Origin of the sequence: Actinoallomurus purpureus (assembly GCF_024055795.1) — a bacterium.
Lineage (GTDB): Bacteria > Actinomycetota > Actinomycetes > Streptosporangiales > Streptosporangiaceae > Actinoallomurus > Actinoallomurus purpureus.
The window spans coordinates 236,017-251,800 of sequence record NZ_JAMXMY010000004.1 but is presented as its reverse complement, the minus strand read 5'-3'; the positions used below and the strand labels follow the sequence as shown (position 1 = coordinate 251,800).

The following is a 15,784-nucleotide window of genomic DNA, read 5'->3' as shown; positions in this document are numbered from 1 at the left end:
ATCGACGCGATGCGGCGTCCACATTCCCGCGCTCGTCCAGTGGCGCCGGTGTCGTCCGGCGCCATCGGCGACGCATGCCCTTCTGCGAACAGGAACCTGATGAAACCAGAGATCACCGATGCGTCCCGGCCGCTCGGCCGGGCCCTGACGAGCCTGCGCGGCCAAGCCCGCGTGCCACGGCTGGTCGCCGCCCTGCTGGGTCTCACCTTGGCGACGGCGGCATGCGGCGCTTCGCCGGCCCAGCAGGTCGCGGCCGCACGCGCCGCTCGTTCCACGGCCTCGCACACGTCCGAGTCCCCCGTACTGCCCCGCCCGACCGGCCCGCATGCGGTCGGCCGCACCACGCTGCACCTCGTCGATGAGCACCGCCCGGATCCCTGGGTGCCGTCGGCGGGTCCGCGGCAGCTGATGGTGTCGACGTACTACCCTGCCCGGCCTGGGAGCGGCGGGGCCGCCCCGTACATGACCACCGAGGAGGCCCGGCTGTTCCTGCAGGAGAAGGCTCCGGGCGTCGGCATCCCGGCCGAGGCGCTCAGCGGCACCCGCACCTACGCGCACACCGGCGCACGCCCGGCACCCGGGCGCTTCCCGCTGGTGCTGCTCTCACCCGGCCTCGGGTTCCCGCGCGCCACCCTCACCGGCCTCTCCGAGGACCTGGCGAGCCGCGGGTACGTCGTCGCGCTGGTCGACCACACCTACGAGAACTCCGGCACGACCTTCCCCGACGGACGCACTCTGGCCTGTGCCGTCTGCGACGAGCCCCCCGCAGGCGGGCCCGCGGCCATCGCCCGGAGCCGGGCCAAGGACATCTCCTTCGTGATCGGCCGACTGACCGCCCACCACCCGGCATGGCCCTACGCCCGCATGGTCGACCTCAGGCACATCGGCATGGCCGGGCACTCCATCGGCGGCAACGCGGCCGCCACGACCATGGCCACCGACCAGCGGGTGCGTGCGGGGGTGAACATGGACGGCACCTTCAACGCGCCGATGCCCGCCACCGGCCTGGGCCATCGCCCCTTCCTGATGTTCGGCGCCCAGCATGAGGTCCCGGGCATGGACGACACCTGGGGGCAGGCGTGGAGCAGCCTGAACGGCTGGAAACGCTGGCTGACCGTCGTCGATTCCGACCACGGCACGTTCACGGACATGCCCGTCCTGTCCGCGTGGGCGGGCAGGCCGGGCTCCGGGATCTCCCCGCAGCGCGCGGAAGAGATCACCCGCGCCTACGTCGGCGCCTTCTTCGACCTGCACCTCAAGGGGATCCCGCAGCGCCTGCTCGACGGGCCCTCACCCGCCGACCCGGAGGTCACCTTCCAGCACCCCTGACCCCACCATCGGCCGCCCGAAGAACCGGCGAGCCTCAGCGCACGGGCGCGATGGGGCCGTTGGGGGAGTCGTGCCGGGCGGCGACGACCGCCTCGGCGACCGTACGGACTTCGTCCTCGGACAGGCGCCGGTACCCGTCCTCGGTGACGACGGCGATGCTTGGGTAGATCCGGCGGGTCAGGTCCGGACCGCCGGTCGCCGAGTCGTCGTCCGCCGCGTCGTACAGCGCCTGCACGGCGGCGATGACGGCGTCGTCCTGGGACATCCCGGGCCGGTACAGCTTCTTCAGCGAGCCCCGTGCGTACGGCGAACCCGAGCCGTCGGAGTGGAAGTCCGCCATCTCGTACGGGCCGCCGGTGACGTCGAACGAGTAGATCCTGCCGACGCCCCGGTCGAGGTCGTAACCGGCGAAGAGGGGGACGACCACCAGGCCCTGCATCGCCGCGCCGAGGTTGTCCTGGACGAGGGAGGCCAGCCGGCGGGCCTTGCCGTCGAGTGACAGCCGCCGTTCCTCGATCTTCTCGTAGTGCTCCAGCTCGAACTGGAAGAGACGGACCATGTCCATGGCGGTGCCGACGGTCCCGGCGAAGGCCACCGCCGAGTACTCGTCGGCGAAGTTCACCTTCTCCAGGTCGCGTTGCGCGATGAGGTTCCCCATCGTGGCCCGGCGGTCACCGGCCATGAGCACGCCGCCCTCGAAGGTCAGTGCCAGGATCGTGGTGCCGTGCGGGATGGGGAGCCCGGCGACCGATTCCCGGACCCGTCCCGTGGGCAGCGCCTCGGGCGCGCACTCGGCCAGCAACCGGCTGAACGACGCGTTGGCGCTGCTCAGGAATGCCGGAGGGAGACCCCGCGAGAAATCGACCATCTGCGCCCGCTTCCGATCAGGGAGAAATGCCAGGCCCATCGTACGATCTTCGCTTTCGAGCACCACCTACGCTTGCCTCATGGCCCGGCGGACGTCGTCGAGGCGGACGGACGGGCGGGGGTCACCGGGTGGCCTCGTCTCGGAACGGCAGAGGGTCGCGGGCCAGGACCAGTTTCGTGGTGCGGGCCGCATAGGCGACGGGCGCGTCGTTCCAGTCGGCGGTCAGGGTGGTGACGTGTTCGGCGGGAAATCCGGTGCGCTGAAGGAACTCCAGCAGAGCGGGCAGGTTCGCGCGGACATGCGAGACGCCGACGCGCAGCGTGCCGTCGGTGGCGTACAGGTGCATCAACGGGAGCCGGGTGCCGGTGGCCAGGTAGTAGCCGACCGCCGTGCAGATCCCCCCGGGGGCCAGCGCGCGCAGGGCGGTCCGCAGGCCGCCGGAGCGTGAGGTCGCCTCCACGACGACGTCGTAGACGCCCTGCGGGCGGGCACCGGCGGGGGTGCGTGCCCCGAAGGACTCGGCGATGCGCCGCCGTGTGGGGGAGACATCGAAATAATCGACGCGGGCGGCGCCGTGGGCGACGGCCAGGCCGGCGGCGTACAGGCCGATGCTCTTGGCGCCGCCGCCCAGCACCAGGACCGTGCCTCCCTCCCGTTCGGCCAGCGGCGGTACGACGGCGCGCCAGGCGTCGGCGAGGTTGTCGCCGGCCGCCGCGACTCGCGCCGGGGGGACGCCATCGGGAAGTTTCACGAGCAGGTGGTCGGCGAACGGGACGCGGATCAGGTCGGTGACCATGCCGCCCCAGGCGCCGGCGGACGAACCGAAACCGAACGCCGCGAGTACGCCACCGGGTGTGGCGGTACCGGCGGTGGCGCACTTGGAGGTCAGGCCGCGTCGGCAGGGCGGGCACGCGCCGCAGGAGACCGCCCACGGGACGATCACCGTCTGCCCGACCTTCAGGCTGGTGACGTACGGCCCGACGGCGGTGACCTGGGCGACGCATTCGTGGCCGATCGGGAACGGCCCGCGGAAGGGGACCTTCCCGCAGATGCCTTTCACGACCGGATCGACCAGGCCCAGCGCCATGCCCGCCTGCAGGGCGCGGGAGACCGGGCGGTGGATCGGCAAGGTGTCGCCGTCGCACCGGCCGGCCAGGAACGGACGCACGATCGCATCCCCCGCGTCGATGATCTCCGGCGCGGCACGTTCCGCCCAGGAGAGCCTGCCGCTGCGCACCAACCGAAGCTCCCGCACCGAGCGCTGTGAACCGACCGGGTTCATCGGGGCAGGCTGGATCTTCGGCATGACGGGTCTCCTCTCCCCATGATGAGTCACCGACGTGCGGTTATAACGAGCGTCATATTCACGCGTCACGATAGGCTATAACGATCGTCATAGCCAGAGGAGGGTGCTCGTGACCCGCAGCACGTCCGCGTCGCGGCAGAGGATCATCGTGGGCGCGGCCGACCTGATTCGGCGCCGAGGCCTGGCCGGCAGCACCATCCGGGACCTGGCCGGACACTCCGGCGCTCCGCTGGGGTCGACCTACCACTACTTCCCCCGTGGCAAGCAGCAGCTGGCCGCCGAGGCGGTGCGGTTCGCCGGCGACCTGGTGTCCCGGACCCTGGAGCAGGAGCTGGCGGCCGGTCCGGTCGCCGGGTTGCGGGCGTTCCTGACGTTGTGGCGGCAGACGGTCGTCGACAGCGGCTACCGGGCCGGCTGCCCGGTGCTGGCCGTAGCCGTCGAAGAACCCCCCGCCGACGGCGACCCCGAAGCGATCATCGCCGCCGCCGAGGTCTTCACCGCCTGGCAGCGGCTGCTGGCGGCCTCGCTCGGCGAACACGGCGTGGCCGAGCCCGCCGCCACGCAGCTGGCGACACTTGTCATCGCATCGGTGGAGGGAACGGTCGCGTTGTGCCGCGCCCACGGTGACATCCGGCCGCTGGACGATGTCGCCGCCCAACTGGAGATCCTGATCGCCACCGCCATCGGCACCTGATCAGGCCGCACTCAGAAATAGGTTCGTTGGCCCCGCTGGGTGCTGCCGCCCTGCCCAGTCGGGCGCCGATTCTATGGTTAAAATGTAGGAAATATGTTCTGTGTGCGGTGAGGGGTAAGAGTGGCTCGTCCAGATGACATCTTCGGCCGGATCGGCGACGAAGAACTCGGCCGCTTTTTGTCGAAGTTCAGTGACAGTGCCCGGCAGTTGGATGACCTGCGGCAGGAGTTCGGTGATATCCGCGGTAGAAGCGAATCCGCGGACGGAAACGTGGTGGTCGAGGCGCTTCCCGGTGGCGCGCTCGCTCGGCTGGAGATCAAGCCGCGAGCGATGCGGCTCGGCTCGGAAGCGCTGGCCGCCGCGATCCTTGAGGCGGTGAACCAGGCCGGTCAGGACGCGACCGAGAAGGTGACCGGCCGGATGAACGAGGCGATGACGTCGTTCTATGGTGAGGCCGAACGCTTCACCGGCGGCTGAGGGGATCGGTAGCGCGCCCTAATTCGAGCTCTTGGACCGCTGCCCGGAAATGATGGCCAATTTCCCGAGCCACTGGGCGCCGGTCGGCCAGACGTCGGATCCATGCTTTCCATCTTGCATGTTCCCCGCGACCGTCCATCCGGTCGAGCCCACGGTCCACGAGAAGACCTCCGCGAGTTCATTGCCCCAGGCGGTTGCGGGAAATGCTTTGGTCATGGGGCCGAGTCTGGTGGTCTCCCAGACGCCGTCCCATGCGGCCCAGAAGACGAGGGCGGCATTGAACTCCTTGTCCATGCCCGTCAGAGTGTCGCCGGCAGAGCCGGGAGAGTCGCCGAACGACATTTTCACGCCGTCGGCCAGAGCAAAGTCGCCGACAGTGTATATAGTTGCTCCAACGGTGTAACTGACCGCCTTCTCGCCGAGCAGTTCCAGGAAGATCTGCAAGGTCGACCTCTCGAGGAGCCCCACCAGAAGCTCCCCTTGCGCTTTCCGGTACATCCGCTGGATCAGCCACTCGGAGATCGGCGTGGCGACCGCTGGTCCCGTCCAGGCCCACGCGATCGCCCAAGCCAGTGCCACGGCGTTCTCCACCGCGAGCACAAGGAGTGCGTGCTGTGTCGCCCTGAGCATCTGGGCGTAGTCCCGGCACGCCTGAGCGAGGCGCGCGCAGTATTCGCAGACCTGTGACAGGTATGAATAAATCTTGGTCCAGTATCGACCGAACGCGTCGATTGCGAGACCAGAATTGTGGCGAATCGTCTGGACGACCGCCAGATTCATTTCGTCCCGGCTCTTTTCGACGCGGAGCCGAATCTGATCAAGATGCCCGGCGGCCAGGTCCCAATGGTCTGGGTTCCCCTCTGGATACTTGACCAGGATCTGGTACTCGACGTACGCGCCCACTCCGATCGATAGGGGGAGGAACAGAAGCTTGCGTAGTGAGCCCAAGAGCCCTTCGGTCCCCACGACGGATCCTCCATACTCTAGGCGAAGCTGGCAGGCCCGTCGTCGACCTTGGGAAGAGAATCGATTATCAACGCTTCGGCGTCGTTGAGATTCACCACCATGTGGTTCATGCCGCCCGCCACGTGGTTGTACACGCCCGTGGAGTCGTCCTTGCCGACGAGCACGCGGACGTAGTCCTTGAGATCCGACAGGGCGCCGTCGAATCTCTGCTTGACGCCACTGTCGCCGCCTAGGTCGAGGGAGGCGATGAGGTCGAGTTGGCGGTTGACATCGTCGCGGAGCGTGAAGGCCTCGGCCACGAACCCGATTGCCGCCCGTTCGAGGTCGTCCCGGCCGATGCCCATCGCAGGCTGAGGCGCAGATCCCATCATTCAACACTATACCTACCGCTAAGCTTGAGATCCAGTACGGCGTTCTTGCGGGCGACCTCGGCAAAACAGTGACGTGGATGTCGCAGTCATCGCCACAGCATGCCACCAGGGCTGCGATTCGATCGATAGGAATTCGCCCCCCGTGGCCGGCGGCCCGCGCAAGGGGGGATCGCTGTCAGGGGATGCGGAGGGCGGTGGCGAGGTCGTCGAGGTGCCGGGCGACCGGGCCCACGGTGAGCAGGCCGCTGCCCGCCCCGGCCAGCTCCGCCCTCGCGGGGGACAGCTCGGCGTACGCCCGCTCCATCGTCTCCCGGTCGCCGACCGCGATCGCCGCGCGTGCGGTCAGGCACCACAGGGCCTCCAGCAGCAGGTCGCGCGGCGGGTCCGGAACCTCGCGCAGCGCGGCGACGGCCGCCGGACGACGGCCCTCGGCCTGCAGCAGCAAGGGGCGGACCCACGGCCCGTACGGCCCCCAGTCGGTGTGCTCGTGGACCTGGACGGGCAGGCCGTGCCGTACGCGCAGGCACAGCAGTGCCAGCGGCAGGAGGCCGCGCTCCAGCCCCGGCATGCCGGCGTCGGGCAGGTGGGTGGCGGCGTCCCGGTAGGCCGTCTCGGCCTGGGCCGCCGGACCGGTCACGGCCGTCCGCAGCGCGGCGTACCACCGGGTGAAGACCTCCACAAGCGGCCGCTCGTGGCGCTCGGCCAGGCGGTCGGCCGCCGCCGCGTGCTCGTCGGCCCCGGCGAAGTCCGCGAGGGCACTACGTGCCTGGAGACGGATGAGGTGACCCAGGATCTCGAAGGTGGACAGGCCGTGCCGGGCGGACAGGGCGACCAGCTCGGCGCCGATCTCGTCGCGGCGGGGCGCCAGGCCGGCGCGCTCGAAGCTCTGCATGAACACCGCGTTCAGCGCGAACACCAGCAGCGTCGGATCGTCCAGGCGCCGGGCGATCTCCTCGGCCTGCCGGGCGGCCCGGGGCCCGCGGTCCGTACGGGTGCCGCGCGACTCCAGGGCGATCGTGGCCAGCAGCCGGGCGCGGGCCGCGTCGTATCCGGTCGGCGGGATGGCGGTGAGGGCGCGCTCGGCCGCCGCGACCACCCGTGCGGCCTGGTCGGGGTCGTCGACGCGCGTCCAGATCGCCGGGACGTCGTACGCGCCGATCACCCGTGCGGTCAGCTCCGGGTCGCCCAGCTCCTCGGCCGCTTCGATGGCGGCCACGCGGTGCCGGCGGGCCTCCACCAGGCCGCCGCCCCCGGTCACCGCGAGGTCCCGCAGCAGACCCACGGTCGACTCCAGCCGGGCCCGTGCTCCGGACGGCACGGCGCGGTCGTACGCGGCGGCCGTCTGCGCCCAGACCCGCGCCGCCGCGCCGCCCGGCGCCGGGTCCAGGCGCGCGGCCTGGCCGAGGATGTCCGCCTCCAGGTCGCGCAGGGCTGGGCCGGGGTCCAGCCCCAGCTCCTCGACGAGGAGAGCGCGGGCCCGGCGCAGCACCGCGAGCGCGTCGGCCTGCCGGCCGGTGCGGTACAGCGCCAGGGCCAGCAGCCGCCAGGCGTGCTCCCGCCACGGGTGCCCGGCCACGTGCGCGTCCAGGTCCGCCACCGCCTCGGCGGCCAGGCCCAGGTCCAGGCGGGCCTCGGCGTGGCGCTCGATCGCGTGCAGCCGGAGTTCCGCGAGACGGGAGCGTTCGGCGCGGGCCCACGGCTCGTCGGCGAACTCCGCGTAGGCGGGCCCGCGCCACCACCCGAGCGCCTCCTCCAGCCGTACGAGCGCGTCGCCGGAGGGCACGGCGGCGGCCAGCGCCCCTTCGAAGCGCCAGGCGTCGACCGCGTCCGGCGCCGCGCGCAGCGCGTACCCGGGGCCCTCGGTGACCAGCAGCAGGGCGGGGGTGCGTGGGGGCCGCGCAGGTTCGAGGGCGCGGCGCAGGGCGGCGACGAAGGTGCGGATCGCGCCGACGGCGTTCGAGGGAGGGTCCGCCCACAGGTCGTCGGCGAGACGGGTGACGGGGACGACGCGGCCACGGGCGACGATCAGCCGGGCCAGCACCGCGCGGTGGCGTGGCCCCTTCAGGTCGATGGGCTCACCGGCGGCGTCCCAGGCCGTCACCGGCCCCAGCACCCCGAACGTGACGCGCACCGCCCGAGCCTCCTTCCCCCGGTCACCGTAGCGCGCTCATCGGACGCTCATTCGTCCCCGGCAGCCTTGCGGGCACCAGGTCGTCCACCGAAGGAGACGGAAACCATGGCGCCTGCCATCACCGGATTCGACCATCGGCACGTCCCCGTCGCCGACGGGGTGTCCCTGAACGCGGCCGTCGGGGGCTCGGGCCCCGCGATCGTGCTGCTGCACGGCTTCCCGCAGACCCACCTGATGTGGCGGCACGTCGCGGCCGACCTCGCCGCCGACCACACCGTCATCTGCCCCGACCTGCGCGGCTACGGCGCCAGCGACAAGCCCGCCGAGACCGACGGGGCCACCTACGCGAAGCGGACCATGGCCGCCGACGTCGTCGCCCTGGCCCGCGCGCTGGGGCACGAGCGGTTCGCGCTGGCCGGACACGACCGCGGCGCCCTGGTCGCATTCCGCGCCGGCCTCGACCACCCCGAGGCGGTCACCCGCCTGGCCTGCCTCGACGTGCTGCCGACCCTGGACATGTGGGACGTGATGCACGGCGTTACCGGCGCCGTCGGCTTCCACCTGTACCTGATGGCCCAGCCGCCCGGCCTGCCCGAGCAGCTGATCGCCGGGAGCCCGGACGCGTTCTTCGGCCACTTCCTCGACATCTGGACCAGCGACCCGCAGGCGATCCCCGCGGACGTCCGCGCGGCCTACCTGGAGGCCTGCCGCGACGCGGTGCCCTCCATCGTGGCCGACTACCGTGCATCCGTCGGCGTCGACGTCGAGCACGACCAGGCCGACCGCGCCGCCGGTCGCCGGTTGGCGATGCCGGTCACCGTCCTCCAGCAGGACTGGGGCGCCGCCCTTGGCTTCGACGCGGCCGGGCTGTGGGGCGCCTGGGCGTCCGACCTGCACCACGAGACCGTCACCTGTGGCCACTTCATGGCCGAGGAGGCCCCGGAGGTCATCGCCAAGGCCCTCCGGGACCTCCTCACCCGTTAGATCGCCCGCGCGGGCTGGTTCTTGTCGTTCTGGCGGGCCAACTGGATGAGCAGCAGAGACTCGGCCAGGCAGGCGTTCTCGAAGTCGGCCAGGTGGAGGCTCTCGTCGAGGCCGTGCGCCCGGCAGTCCGGGTCGGCGCCCGCGCTGGTGACGAGGATCGCGGCGTCGGGGAAGGCGTCGGAGAACTCCGCGATGAACGGGATCGTCCCGCCGACCCCGATGTGCACGAGGTCGCCGTCGTACGCCAGGCCGTAGGCGCTGCGGGCCGTCTCGAAGGCCGGGCCGGTCGTGTCGACGGCGTACGGGCGGCCGGCCTTGCCGGCGCTGACCTCGACCTCGACGCCCCACGGGGCGTGCTCGCGCAGGTGCTCGATCAGCTTCCGCTGCGCGCTCGGGGCGTCCTCGCCCGGCGCGAGCCGCAGGCTGATCTTGGCGCGGGCCGTCGCGGTGAGCGTGTTGGACGCCTTGGCCACCGGGGTCGCGTCGATGGCCAGCACGGTCAGCGCCGGCTTGGTCCAGATGCGTTCGGCGACGCTTCCATTGCCCAGCAGCCGGACGCCGTCGAGCACGCCGGCCTCGGTGCGGAAGCGCTCCTCGGGGTAGTCCACCTTGGGTGCCGGTGCCGAGATGAGGCCCTCGACGGCGACCTCGCCCTCGTCGTTGTGCAGGGTGGCCAGCAGCCGGCACAGCGCCGTCAGGGCGTCCGGCGTGGCGCCGCCGTAGATGCCGGAGTGCACGCTGTGCTCCAGCGCCCGTACCTCCACGACAACGTCGGTCATCCCCCGGAGCGTGGTCGTGAGGGACGGCGTTCCGACGTCGAGGTTGGTGGAGTCGGCCAGGACGCAGACGTCCGCGGTGAGCTTGTCGCGGTGCCGTTCGAGGAAGGCGCCGAGCGTCGGCGAGCCGATCTCCTCCTCGCCTTCGACGAAGACCGTGACGCCGACCGGCGGGTGTCCGTCGAAGAGCCGGAGCACGGCCAGGTGGGCGGCGATGCCCGCCTTGTCGTCGGCCGACCCTCGGGCGAACAGGCGCCCGTCCCGCTCGTCGGGCTCGAACGGAGGGCTCGTCCAGCCGGCGGGGTCACCGGTCGGCTGGACGTCGTGGTGCGCGTACAGCAGCACGGTGGGCATGTCCGGCGGCGCCGGGAAATGGGCGACGACCGCCGGCCGGCCGCCCTCGATGTCGTCGAGGACCTGCACGTCGGCCGCGCCGGCCTCCTCCAGCAGCCGGGCCGTCAGCTCCGCCGAACGCCGTACGTCCGCCGCGTGGGCGGGGTCGGCGCTGATCGAGGGGATCCGGATCAGAGCGTCGAGGTCGGAGCGTACGCCGGGGAGGAGCTTTCGCAGAGCCTGCCGAACGTCGTCGCGCATGGAGGCGTCGTCCTTTGCGTTCGATGCTGCCGGGACCGTCCGGATGTCGATGAGGGAGGCGGCCCGCTCGGCGATGTCGGCCGCGGCCTGCCGGTCGGGTCCGGTCGCGAGGACGTACCCGGCCCGTCCCCGGAAGTCGGTGAGGGAGGGCATGACGTCGCCGATCCGGTTCAGCTCGCCGATGCGGACGACGCCGTCGACGGCGGTGGCCTTGTCGAGTCCGGTGAGTGCGACGATCCGGCCGGGGGGCGGGGTCAGGAGCCGGACGGCGCACGTCGCGGCCGGCGCCTCGAAGGGGGCCGGCAGCCGGTCGTAGGCGTAGGCCATCGCGGTGGCCTCGGCCATGTCGACGCCGGCGACGAGCTCGAGCATCTCCCAGTACCGCGCGCCGCCCCACCGCGGGTTGATCTCGACGACGGTGGCCCGGTCACCCTCGATCATGACCTCGGTGTTGGTGGGCCCCCACATGTAGCCGATGGCGTCGAGGGCGGCGAACACGGCGTCCGTTGCCGTCTTGACGATCGTGGGCGGGTGCTCGCCGGGCATCTGGTGCGCGATCTCGACGAAGTGCGGCGGCCCGGAGGTGTGCTTGGCGGGGACCATGAGCGCGCGGTGTTCGCCCCCGGCGCTCATCGTCTCGACGCTCGTCTCCAGCCCGGTGAGGAACTCCTCGGCGAGCACGCCGGCCTCACGGGACTCCGGCGCGGTGTGCGCCCAGGCCCGGGGGATGTCGTCCGGGTGCCGGATGAGGGCGACGCCCCGCCCGCCGTTGCCGTCGGCCGGCTTCAGCAGCACGCCGCCGGGACAGGTGGCGAAGAAGTCCCGGACCTCCTCAATGTCGGTGCACACCCGGTGGGCGACGGTCTCCACCCCCCGCTCGGCGAGCCGGCGCCGCATCGCCGCCTTGTCCTGGGCGAGCGTCACGGCCTCCACCGGGTTCACCCGGACGCCCATCGCCTCACCCACGATCGCGGTGGGCAGCAGCGCGTGCTCGGTCGCGGCGATCATCGCGTCGATCGGGCGCCACGCGTGGATCTCCCGGGCGCAGGCCAGCAGTGCGTCGGTGTCGGTGACGTCGGTGCTGAACGTCCGCAGCGCGAGCTTGCGCTCGAACGTCTCGTCGGTGCCGGTGCGCACGATGGCGGTCAGCGTGACGGGCACACCGAGCAGCTTGCCGATGATCTCGGGGCGAGCCCCGACGAACACCAGGTGAGGGAACATCTTCGGTCCGGTCCAATCGTGTCGTGGGGTCAGAGCGTGGTGTGCGTCTCCACCGCCGCGACCGGCTCCTCGTGCCGGAGGCGCTCCCGTTCGGCCCACCGGGCCACCACGGGGGAGAGCAGACCGGCCACCGCGAGGACGCCGCCGAGCACCGCCCAGCCGACCCGCCCGGCGGGCAGCACCAGGGCGGTGACGACGAACGGCCCGGCCACGTCGAGGAAGGAGGTCCCGAGGTTGAAGACCGACAGGAAACGCGTACGGGAGGCCTCGGGGGACAGCCGCAGGGACAGCCCCCAGGTGCCGGCCGCCTGCCACATCTCGGCGAAGGTCAGGGCGAGTATGGCGACCACGAGGATGGCGCCGGCGGTCCAGGGCGCGATCGGCAGGTGACCGGACGCCGCGACCAGCAGCAGGGCGCAGCAGAGCAGCATCCACCCGGAGTTGCGCAGCGCCCGCGCCGCCCCGTCCGCCGCATCGGTCTGCCGCGTCATCCGCACCTGCAGGAAGACCACGAGCACGGTGTTGATCGCGATCAGCACGCTGACCATCGGCTTGGGCACGAGGTGCCGCGAGACGATCCACAGCGGCAGCCCGATCGACAGGATGAACCGGTGCATGCTGAGCACGCCGGTCAGCACGGCCGCGATCAGGAAGGCGGGGCGGCTGCGCACGCGGTCGGGCGCCTCGCCCTTCGGCTTGCGGACCGGCTTGGGCGGCCCCTGCAGGACGATGCCGCGCAGCAGCGCGGCGGCGACGATGAACGACGCGGCGTTGCCGAGGACGACGCAGAGCAGCGACGTACGGCCGGGGGACAGCAGGGCGAGCGACGCGAGCAGCGCGCCGAGGGTGAACCCCGCGTTGCGGATGCTCCGCAGCGCGCCGGCGGTCTTGACGCGGTTGCTCTCCCCGACCGCGGAGGTGACGAACGACAGGAGGATCGGCGGGCTGGCCCGCTCCGCGAGGCCGAGGAACACCGCGATCGCGACGTACCCGGTGAAGTCGTGGATGAAGGCGTAGCCGATGAAGGCCGCCGCCCGCCACAGCTGAATGCTCAGCAGGATCGTGCGCACGCCGAGCCGGTCCGCCAGCGTGCCCCACAGCACCGACGAGAAGAGCCCGAGGAAGGCGCCGAGGGTCAGGCCCCGGCCGATCTGGGCCGGCGTCAGATGGAGGACGACGCTGAACAGCACGACGGACGCGGAGGTGAAGGCGCCGTTGCCGGTCGAGTCGATGATGGAGACGACCAGCAGGCGCCGGCCGTTCGGGGACGCCCACGCGCCGTCCCGCAGGTTCGGCAGCCTCACCGGACCGTGACCCGGATCAGGCGGGCGGCGCCTTCGACGCGCTCCCATGCCTGTTCGGCGTCGTCGCCGACCGCCATGACGTGGCCGATCCGGTCGCGGGAGGCCCGCGGTTCGGTGACGTGGTCCCCGGCGGCGACGGTGACCGCGGCGGCCTGGACGCCGGGCGCGGCGGCCGCCTCGGCCACGCCGGTGACGCTCTCCACCACCCCCGGTGTGCCCGTGAGGAACATGACCGCGGCCGCTCGCCCGGCCGTGTCCGGGATCTCGCCGACCGGCCCGTCACGGCCCATCAGCGAGGCGTACACGCCGAGGAGCGGCAGGTCGTAGGCGAGCTTGACCAGGTCCGTGATGCGGTCGCCGGCCAGCCGCCCGGCGCACTCGATCAGCACCGGGCCGGTCGCGGTGACCATCCATTCGCAGTGCAGGATGCCGAACTCGAAGCCGGTCGCGTCGACCAGCCCCTGCATCCCGTCGAGCAGGTCCTTACGGACGGTTGCGCCCACCGCGGCGGGCACCACGTGGCCGATCTCGACCGGATGGCGGCCGTGCAGGACGCGCTTGTCGGTGACGCTGCCGAACACGACCTTTCCGTCGGCCACGAGGCACTCGACGCTGACCTCCGAGCCGCGCAGCCGCTCCTCGACGAGGTAGCGCGTGAACGGCGGCGGGTCGAGCCGTACGCGGCCCTCGGCCGTCGTCGTGTGCGCCCACGCCTCGGTCAGGTCGTCCCCGGGGTCCAGGAGCACGACGCCCTGGCTGCCGGACCGCCCGGTCGGCTTGAGGACCAGGCCGTCGCCGTCCAGCTCGCGCGCCGCCTCCTCCAGCTCGGCGAGGTCGTGCACCTCGCGCCAGCGGGGGTTGGGGATGCCGGCGGCGTGGGTGACCTCGCGCAGGAGCAGCTTGTCGCGGAAGATCTCGGCCGCCCGTACGCCGGAACCGGGCAGGCCGAGCTCCGCGGCGATGCGGGCCGCGCCGACGGTCGTCATCTCGTCGATGGCCGACAGCACCCGCTCGATCACGGTGCCGGGCGGCAGCGACGCGATGAGAGCGCGCGGATCGAACTCGTCGATGTAGTCGCCGGGCACCAGCGCCTCGACGGTCGGCAGGCTCTTCACCTTCTCCCGCAGGCCGCGCTGCTCGATCACCTGCGGGTGTTCGATGACCACCACGGTCTCGTCCGGCAGCTGCTCCTGCAGGCTGCTGATCAGCTTGACTCCGCAGCCGATTACGAGCGTCGCCATGAAGTTCCTCTCAGCGCTCCGCCACCGGTTCGATGACGAGGTCGCGCTCCAGCTCCCGGATGCGGCGGTAGTCCGCCTCGATGGCGTCCCAGTCGGACGCGCCCTGGATGATCCAGCCCAGACTCGTGCTCATCCCCGTGGTCTGCGGGACGACCTTGCCGTTCTCCGGCAGGCTCATGGCGTAGAACGACGGCATGGCCCGCACTTCCTCGAAGATGTCCATGTTGCGCAGGGCGCCGTCGCTCTCGGCGGCGAGCCACACCGTCCGCACCTCGCGGACCAGCTCGAACGACGGCCGGAACTCCCCGTCGACGTAGTGCCGGACCGTACGGTCGATCTGGTTGTCGCCGGTCGCGAGCGCGCCGGAGAACATCATGCAGCTCCCCGAGTAACGGGCCGCGAGTTCGATCAGCCGCGGGCCGTCGGGGGTGAGCATGACCTCCGCGTGCGTCGAGCCGTTGCGGATGCCGCACGCGTGGGCGGCCTGTGCGGTGTACTCCGCGAGCGGCGCCACGACCGGGTCGTCCGGCGCCAGGAAGTCGGCGACGTCGTAGATGCCGATCTCGCCGTCCCTGGTGCGCTTCTGGTAGACGCAGACGTCGACCAGGCCGTGCTGCCCGTTCACGGAGTACAGGTCGACGATGTACTCGGTGCCCTCCGCGAACTCCTGGATGATGACCTTGTCGTTGGTCTGGCCGTAGTGGTTGAGGGAACCGATCAGCCGGTCGAAGTACGGCCGCCAGTCCTGGCCCGCCTCGATGAGGCGGACGTCCTCGGCGCCGCTGCTCTTCGGGGGCTTGATGACGAGCGGGCGGTCCTCCAGGCCGTTGCTCTTGAGCCAGGTGGCGATCTCCTCCGGGTCGGAGGAGCAGATCGTCGGGATGCGGGGCACGTCGGCCGTCTCGAGGGCCTTGGCCATGAGCGCCTTGTCCCGGTGGACGGGGGAGGACCCCGGCAGGTTCCCGGTGCCGGGGAGCACGGCGTCGACCAGTTCGCCGGCGAGTTCGACGCCGGGCTCGAGGCCGGGGACGATGCAGATCGGGTCGTAACCCTTCACCGTCGCGACGAGTTTCTCGAAATCGCCATCGTAGTAGTGGATGGCGGCGAAGTCCTCGGGGAACCACCGCGGGAGAAACGTCTCCATGGGCTCTGGAGTGCTCATAACGGCGACCGGTGCGATGCCTTGCTTGCGAAAGGCACTGGCGAATCCCCGGGAGTCTCCGAATGGGATGTGATAAGCGTCAACGATAATGGCGTAACGGTCCATCGGGATCCTTGTTGTCCGGCCTGGGCGTTCGGCGAGGGGCAGGCCCCGGATCGGAGCCCCCGCCACGGTAACCACTATGGGAGGTTACATGCCACGGTAGAGGGACAACACCCCGCATGCGGGGCGAATGCCGAAAGTAGGCGGTACCCAGCGCCCTCCTCGGTCACCGGACCGGTCGGGCGTCCCCGCGGTCACGGGGACGCCGTGGCCGCGCGCGGCCACGCCGGGTGGAACGCGCCGCGCGGTCGGAGAAGC

At 71.5% G+C, this 15,784-nt stretch carries 13 protein-coding genes; 4 read left to right on the top strand and 9 right to left on the bottom strand.

All coding sequences use genetic code 11. The features are described 5' to 3' along the window. The first annotated feature begins 99 nt into the window (after positions 1 to 99). Positions 100 to 1,329 (top strand): alpha/beta hydrolase family protein, encoded by a 1,230-nt coding sequence (locus NE236_RS10760; protein ID WP_252841743.1) that lies wholly within the window; start codon positions 100 to 102, stop codon positions 1,327 to 1,329. A gap of 34 nt (positions 1,330 to 1,363) precedes the next feature. Here NE236_RS10760 and prcB read toward each other — a convergent pair whose 3' ends face one another. Further along, the gene (gene prcB, locus NE236_RS10755) at positions 1,364 to 2,197 is read right to left on the bottom strand and encodes a proteasome subunit beta (RefSeq protein WP_252841742.1); all 834 of its coding nucleotides are present in this window, start codon (positions 2,195 to 2,197) and stop codon (positions 1,364 to 1,366) included. A gap of 121 nt (positions 2,198 to 2,318) precedes the next feature. Further along, positions 2,319 to 3,503, bottom strand: a complete 1,185-nt coding sequence (locus tag NE236_RS10750; RefSeq protein WP_252841741.1) for an alcohol dehydrogenase catalytic domain-containing protein — start codon at positions 3,501 to 3,503, stop codon at positions 2,319 to 2,321. Between the two features lie 109 nt (positions 3,504 to 3,612). Here NE236_RS10750 and NE236_RS10745 point away from each other — a divergent pair, with 109 nt between their 5' ends. Together NE236_RS10745 and NE236_RS10740 are read left to right on the top strand one after the other, a co-directional pair. Continuing rightward, positions 3,613 to 4,197, top strand: coding sequence for a TetR/AcrR family transcriptional regulator (locus NE236_RS10745; RefSeq protein ID WP_252841740.1), 585 nt, complete (start codon positions 3,613 to 3,615; stop codon positions 4,195 to 4,197). Positions 4,198 to 4,317: 120 nt separating this feature from the next. Further along, the gene (locus NE236_RS10740) at positions 4,318 to 4,674 is read left to right on the top strand and encodes a YbaB/EbfC family nucleoid-associated protein (RefSeq protein WP_252841739.1); all 357 of its coding nucleotides are present in this window, start codon (positions 4,318 to 4,320) and stop codon (positions 4,672 to 4,674) included. Between the two features lie 18 nt (positions 4,675 to 4,692). Here NE236_RS10740 and NE236_RS10735 read toward each other — a convergent pair whose 3' ends face one another. The 3 genes from NE236_RS10735 to NE236_RS10725 form a co-directional block, all read right to left on the bottom strand. Then, complete coding sequence (locus tag NE236_RS10735) at positions 4,693 to 5,640, bottom strand: hypothetical protein (RefSeq protein WP_252841738.1); 948 nt, start codon at positions 5,638 to 5,640, stop codon at positions 4,693 to 4,695. A gap of 17 nt (positions 5,641 to 5,657) precedes the next feature. Next, positions 5,658 to 5,984 (bottom strand): hypothetical protein, encoded by a 327-nt coding sequence (locus NE236_RS10730; RefSeq protein ID WP_252841737.1) that lies wholly within the window; start codon positions 5,982 to 5,984, stop codon positions 5,658 to 5,660. 202 nt (positions 5,985 to 6,186) lie between these two features. Next, positions 6,187 to 8,142: an AfsR/SARP family transcriptional regulator gene (locus NE236_RS10725; protein WP_252841736.1), complete on the bottom strand. Its 1,956-nt coding sequence runs from the start codon at positions 8,140 to 8,142 to the stop codon at positions 6,187 to 6,189. 105 nt (positions 8,143 to 8,247) lie between these two features. On the opposite strand from NE236_RS10725, the gene NE236_RS10720 reads away from it, so the two are divergent. Continuing rightward, a complete protein-coding gene (locus tag NE236_RS10720; RefSeq protein ID WP_252841735.1) occupies positions 8,248 to 9,126 on the top strand; it encodes an alpha/beta fold hydrolase in 879 nt (292 codons plus the stop codon). Here NE236_RS10720 and NE236_RS10715 read toward each other — a convergent pair. From NE236_RS10715 to NE236_RS10700, 4 genes are read right to left on the bottom strand one after another with little or no spacing between them, the layout of a single operon-like run. Next, complete coding sequence (locus tag NE236_RS10715) at positions 9,123 to 11,717, bottom strand: M20/M25/M40 family metallo-hydrolase (RefSeq protein ID WP_252841734.1); 2,595 nt, start codon at positions 11,715 to 11,717, stop codon at positions 9,123 to 9,125. The two genes, NE236_RS10720 and NE236_RS10715, sit on opposite strands and share 4 nt — an antisense overlap. 29 nt (positions 11,718 to 11,746) lie before the next feature. Further along, the gene (locus tag NE236_RS10710) at positions 11,747 to 13,021 is read right to left on the bottom strand and encodes an MFS transporter (protein WP_252841733.1); all 1,275 of its coding nucleotides are present in this window, start codon (positions 13,019 to 13,021) and stop codon (positions 11,747 to 11,749) included. Beyond that, positions 13,018 to 14,262, bottom strand: a complete 1,245-nt coding sequence (locus NE236_RS10705) for an ATP-grasp domain-containing protein (RefSeq protein ID WP_252841732.1) — start codon at positions 14,260 to 14,262, stop codon at positions 13,018 to 13,020. Before NE236_RS10705 ends, NE236_RS10710 begins: the two co-directional genes overlap by 4 nt. 10 nt (positions 14,263 to 14,272) lie before the next feature. Next, positions 14,273 to 15,529, bottom strand: a complete 1,257-nt coding sequence (locus tag NE236_RS10700; RefSeq protein WP_252841731.1) for an ATP-grasp domain-containing protein — start codon at positions 15,527 to 15,529, stop codon at positions 14,273 to 14,275. Positions 15,530 to 15,784 lie beyond the last annotated feature (255 nt).

Bases quoted from the DNA above. Each gene is read 5' to 3' on its own strand.
- NE236_RS10720 (WP_252841735.1), top strand. From the start codon at position 8,248: ATGGCGCCTGCCATCACCGGATTCGACCATCGGCACGTCCCCGTCGCC.
- NE236_RS10730 (WP_252841737.1), bottom strand. From the start codon at position 5,984: ATGGGCATCGGCCGGGACGACCTCGAACGGGCGGCAATCGGGTTCGTG.
- NE236_RS10760 (WP_252841743.1), top strand. From the start codon at position 100: ATGAAACCAGAGATCACCGATGCGTCCCGGCCGCTCGGCCGGGCCCTG.
- NE236_RS10715 (WP_252841734.1), bottom strand. From the start codon at position 11,717: ATGTTCCCTCACCTGGTGTTCGTCGGGGCTCGCCCCGAGATCATCGGC.
- prcB (WP_252841742.1), bottom strand. From the start codon at position 2,197: ATGGTCGATTTCTCGCGGGGTCTCCCTCCGGCATTCCTGAGCAGCGCC.
- NE236_RS10750 (WP_252841741.1), bottom strand. From the start codon at position 3,503: ATGCCGAAGATCCAGCCTGCCCCGATGAACCCGGTCGGTTCACAGCGC.
- NE236_RS10705 (WP_252841732.1), bottom strand. From the start codon at position 14,262: ATGGCGACGCTCGTAATCGGCTGCGGAGTCAAGCTGATCAGCAGCCTG.
- NE236_RS10700 (WP_252841731.1), bottom strand. From the start codon at position 15,529: ATGGACCGTTACGCCATTATCGTTGACGCTTATCACATCCCATTCGGA.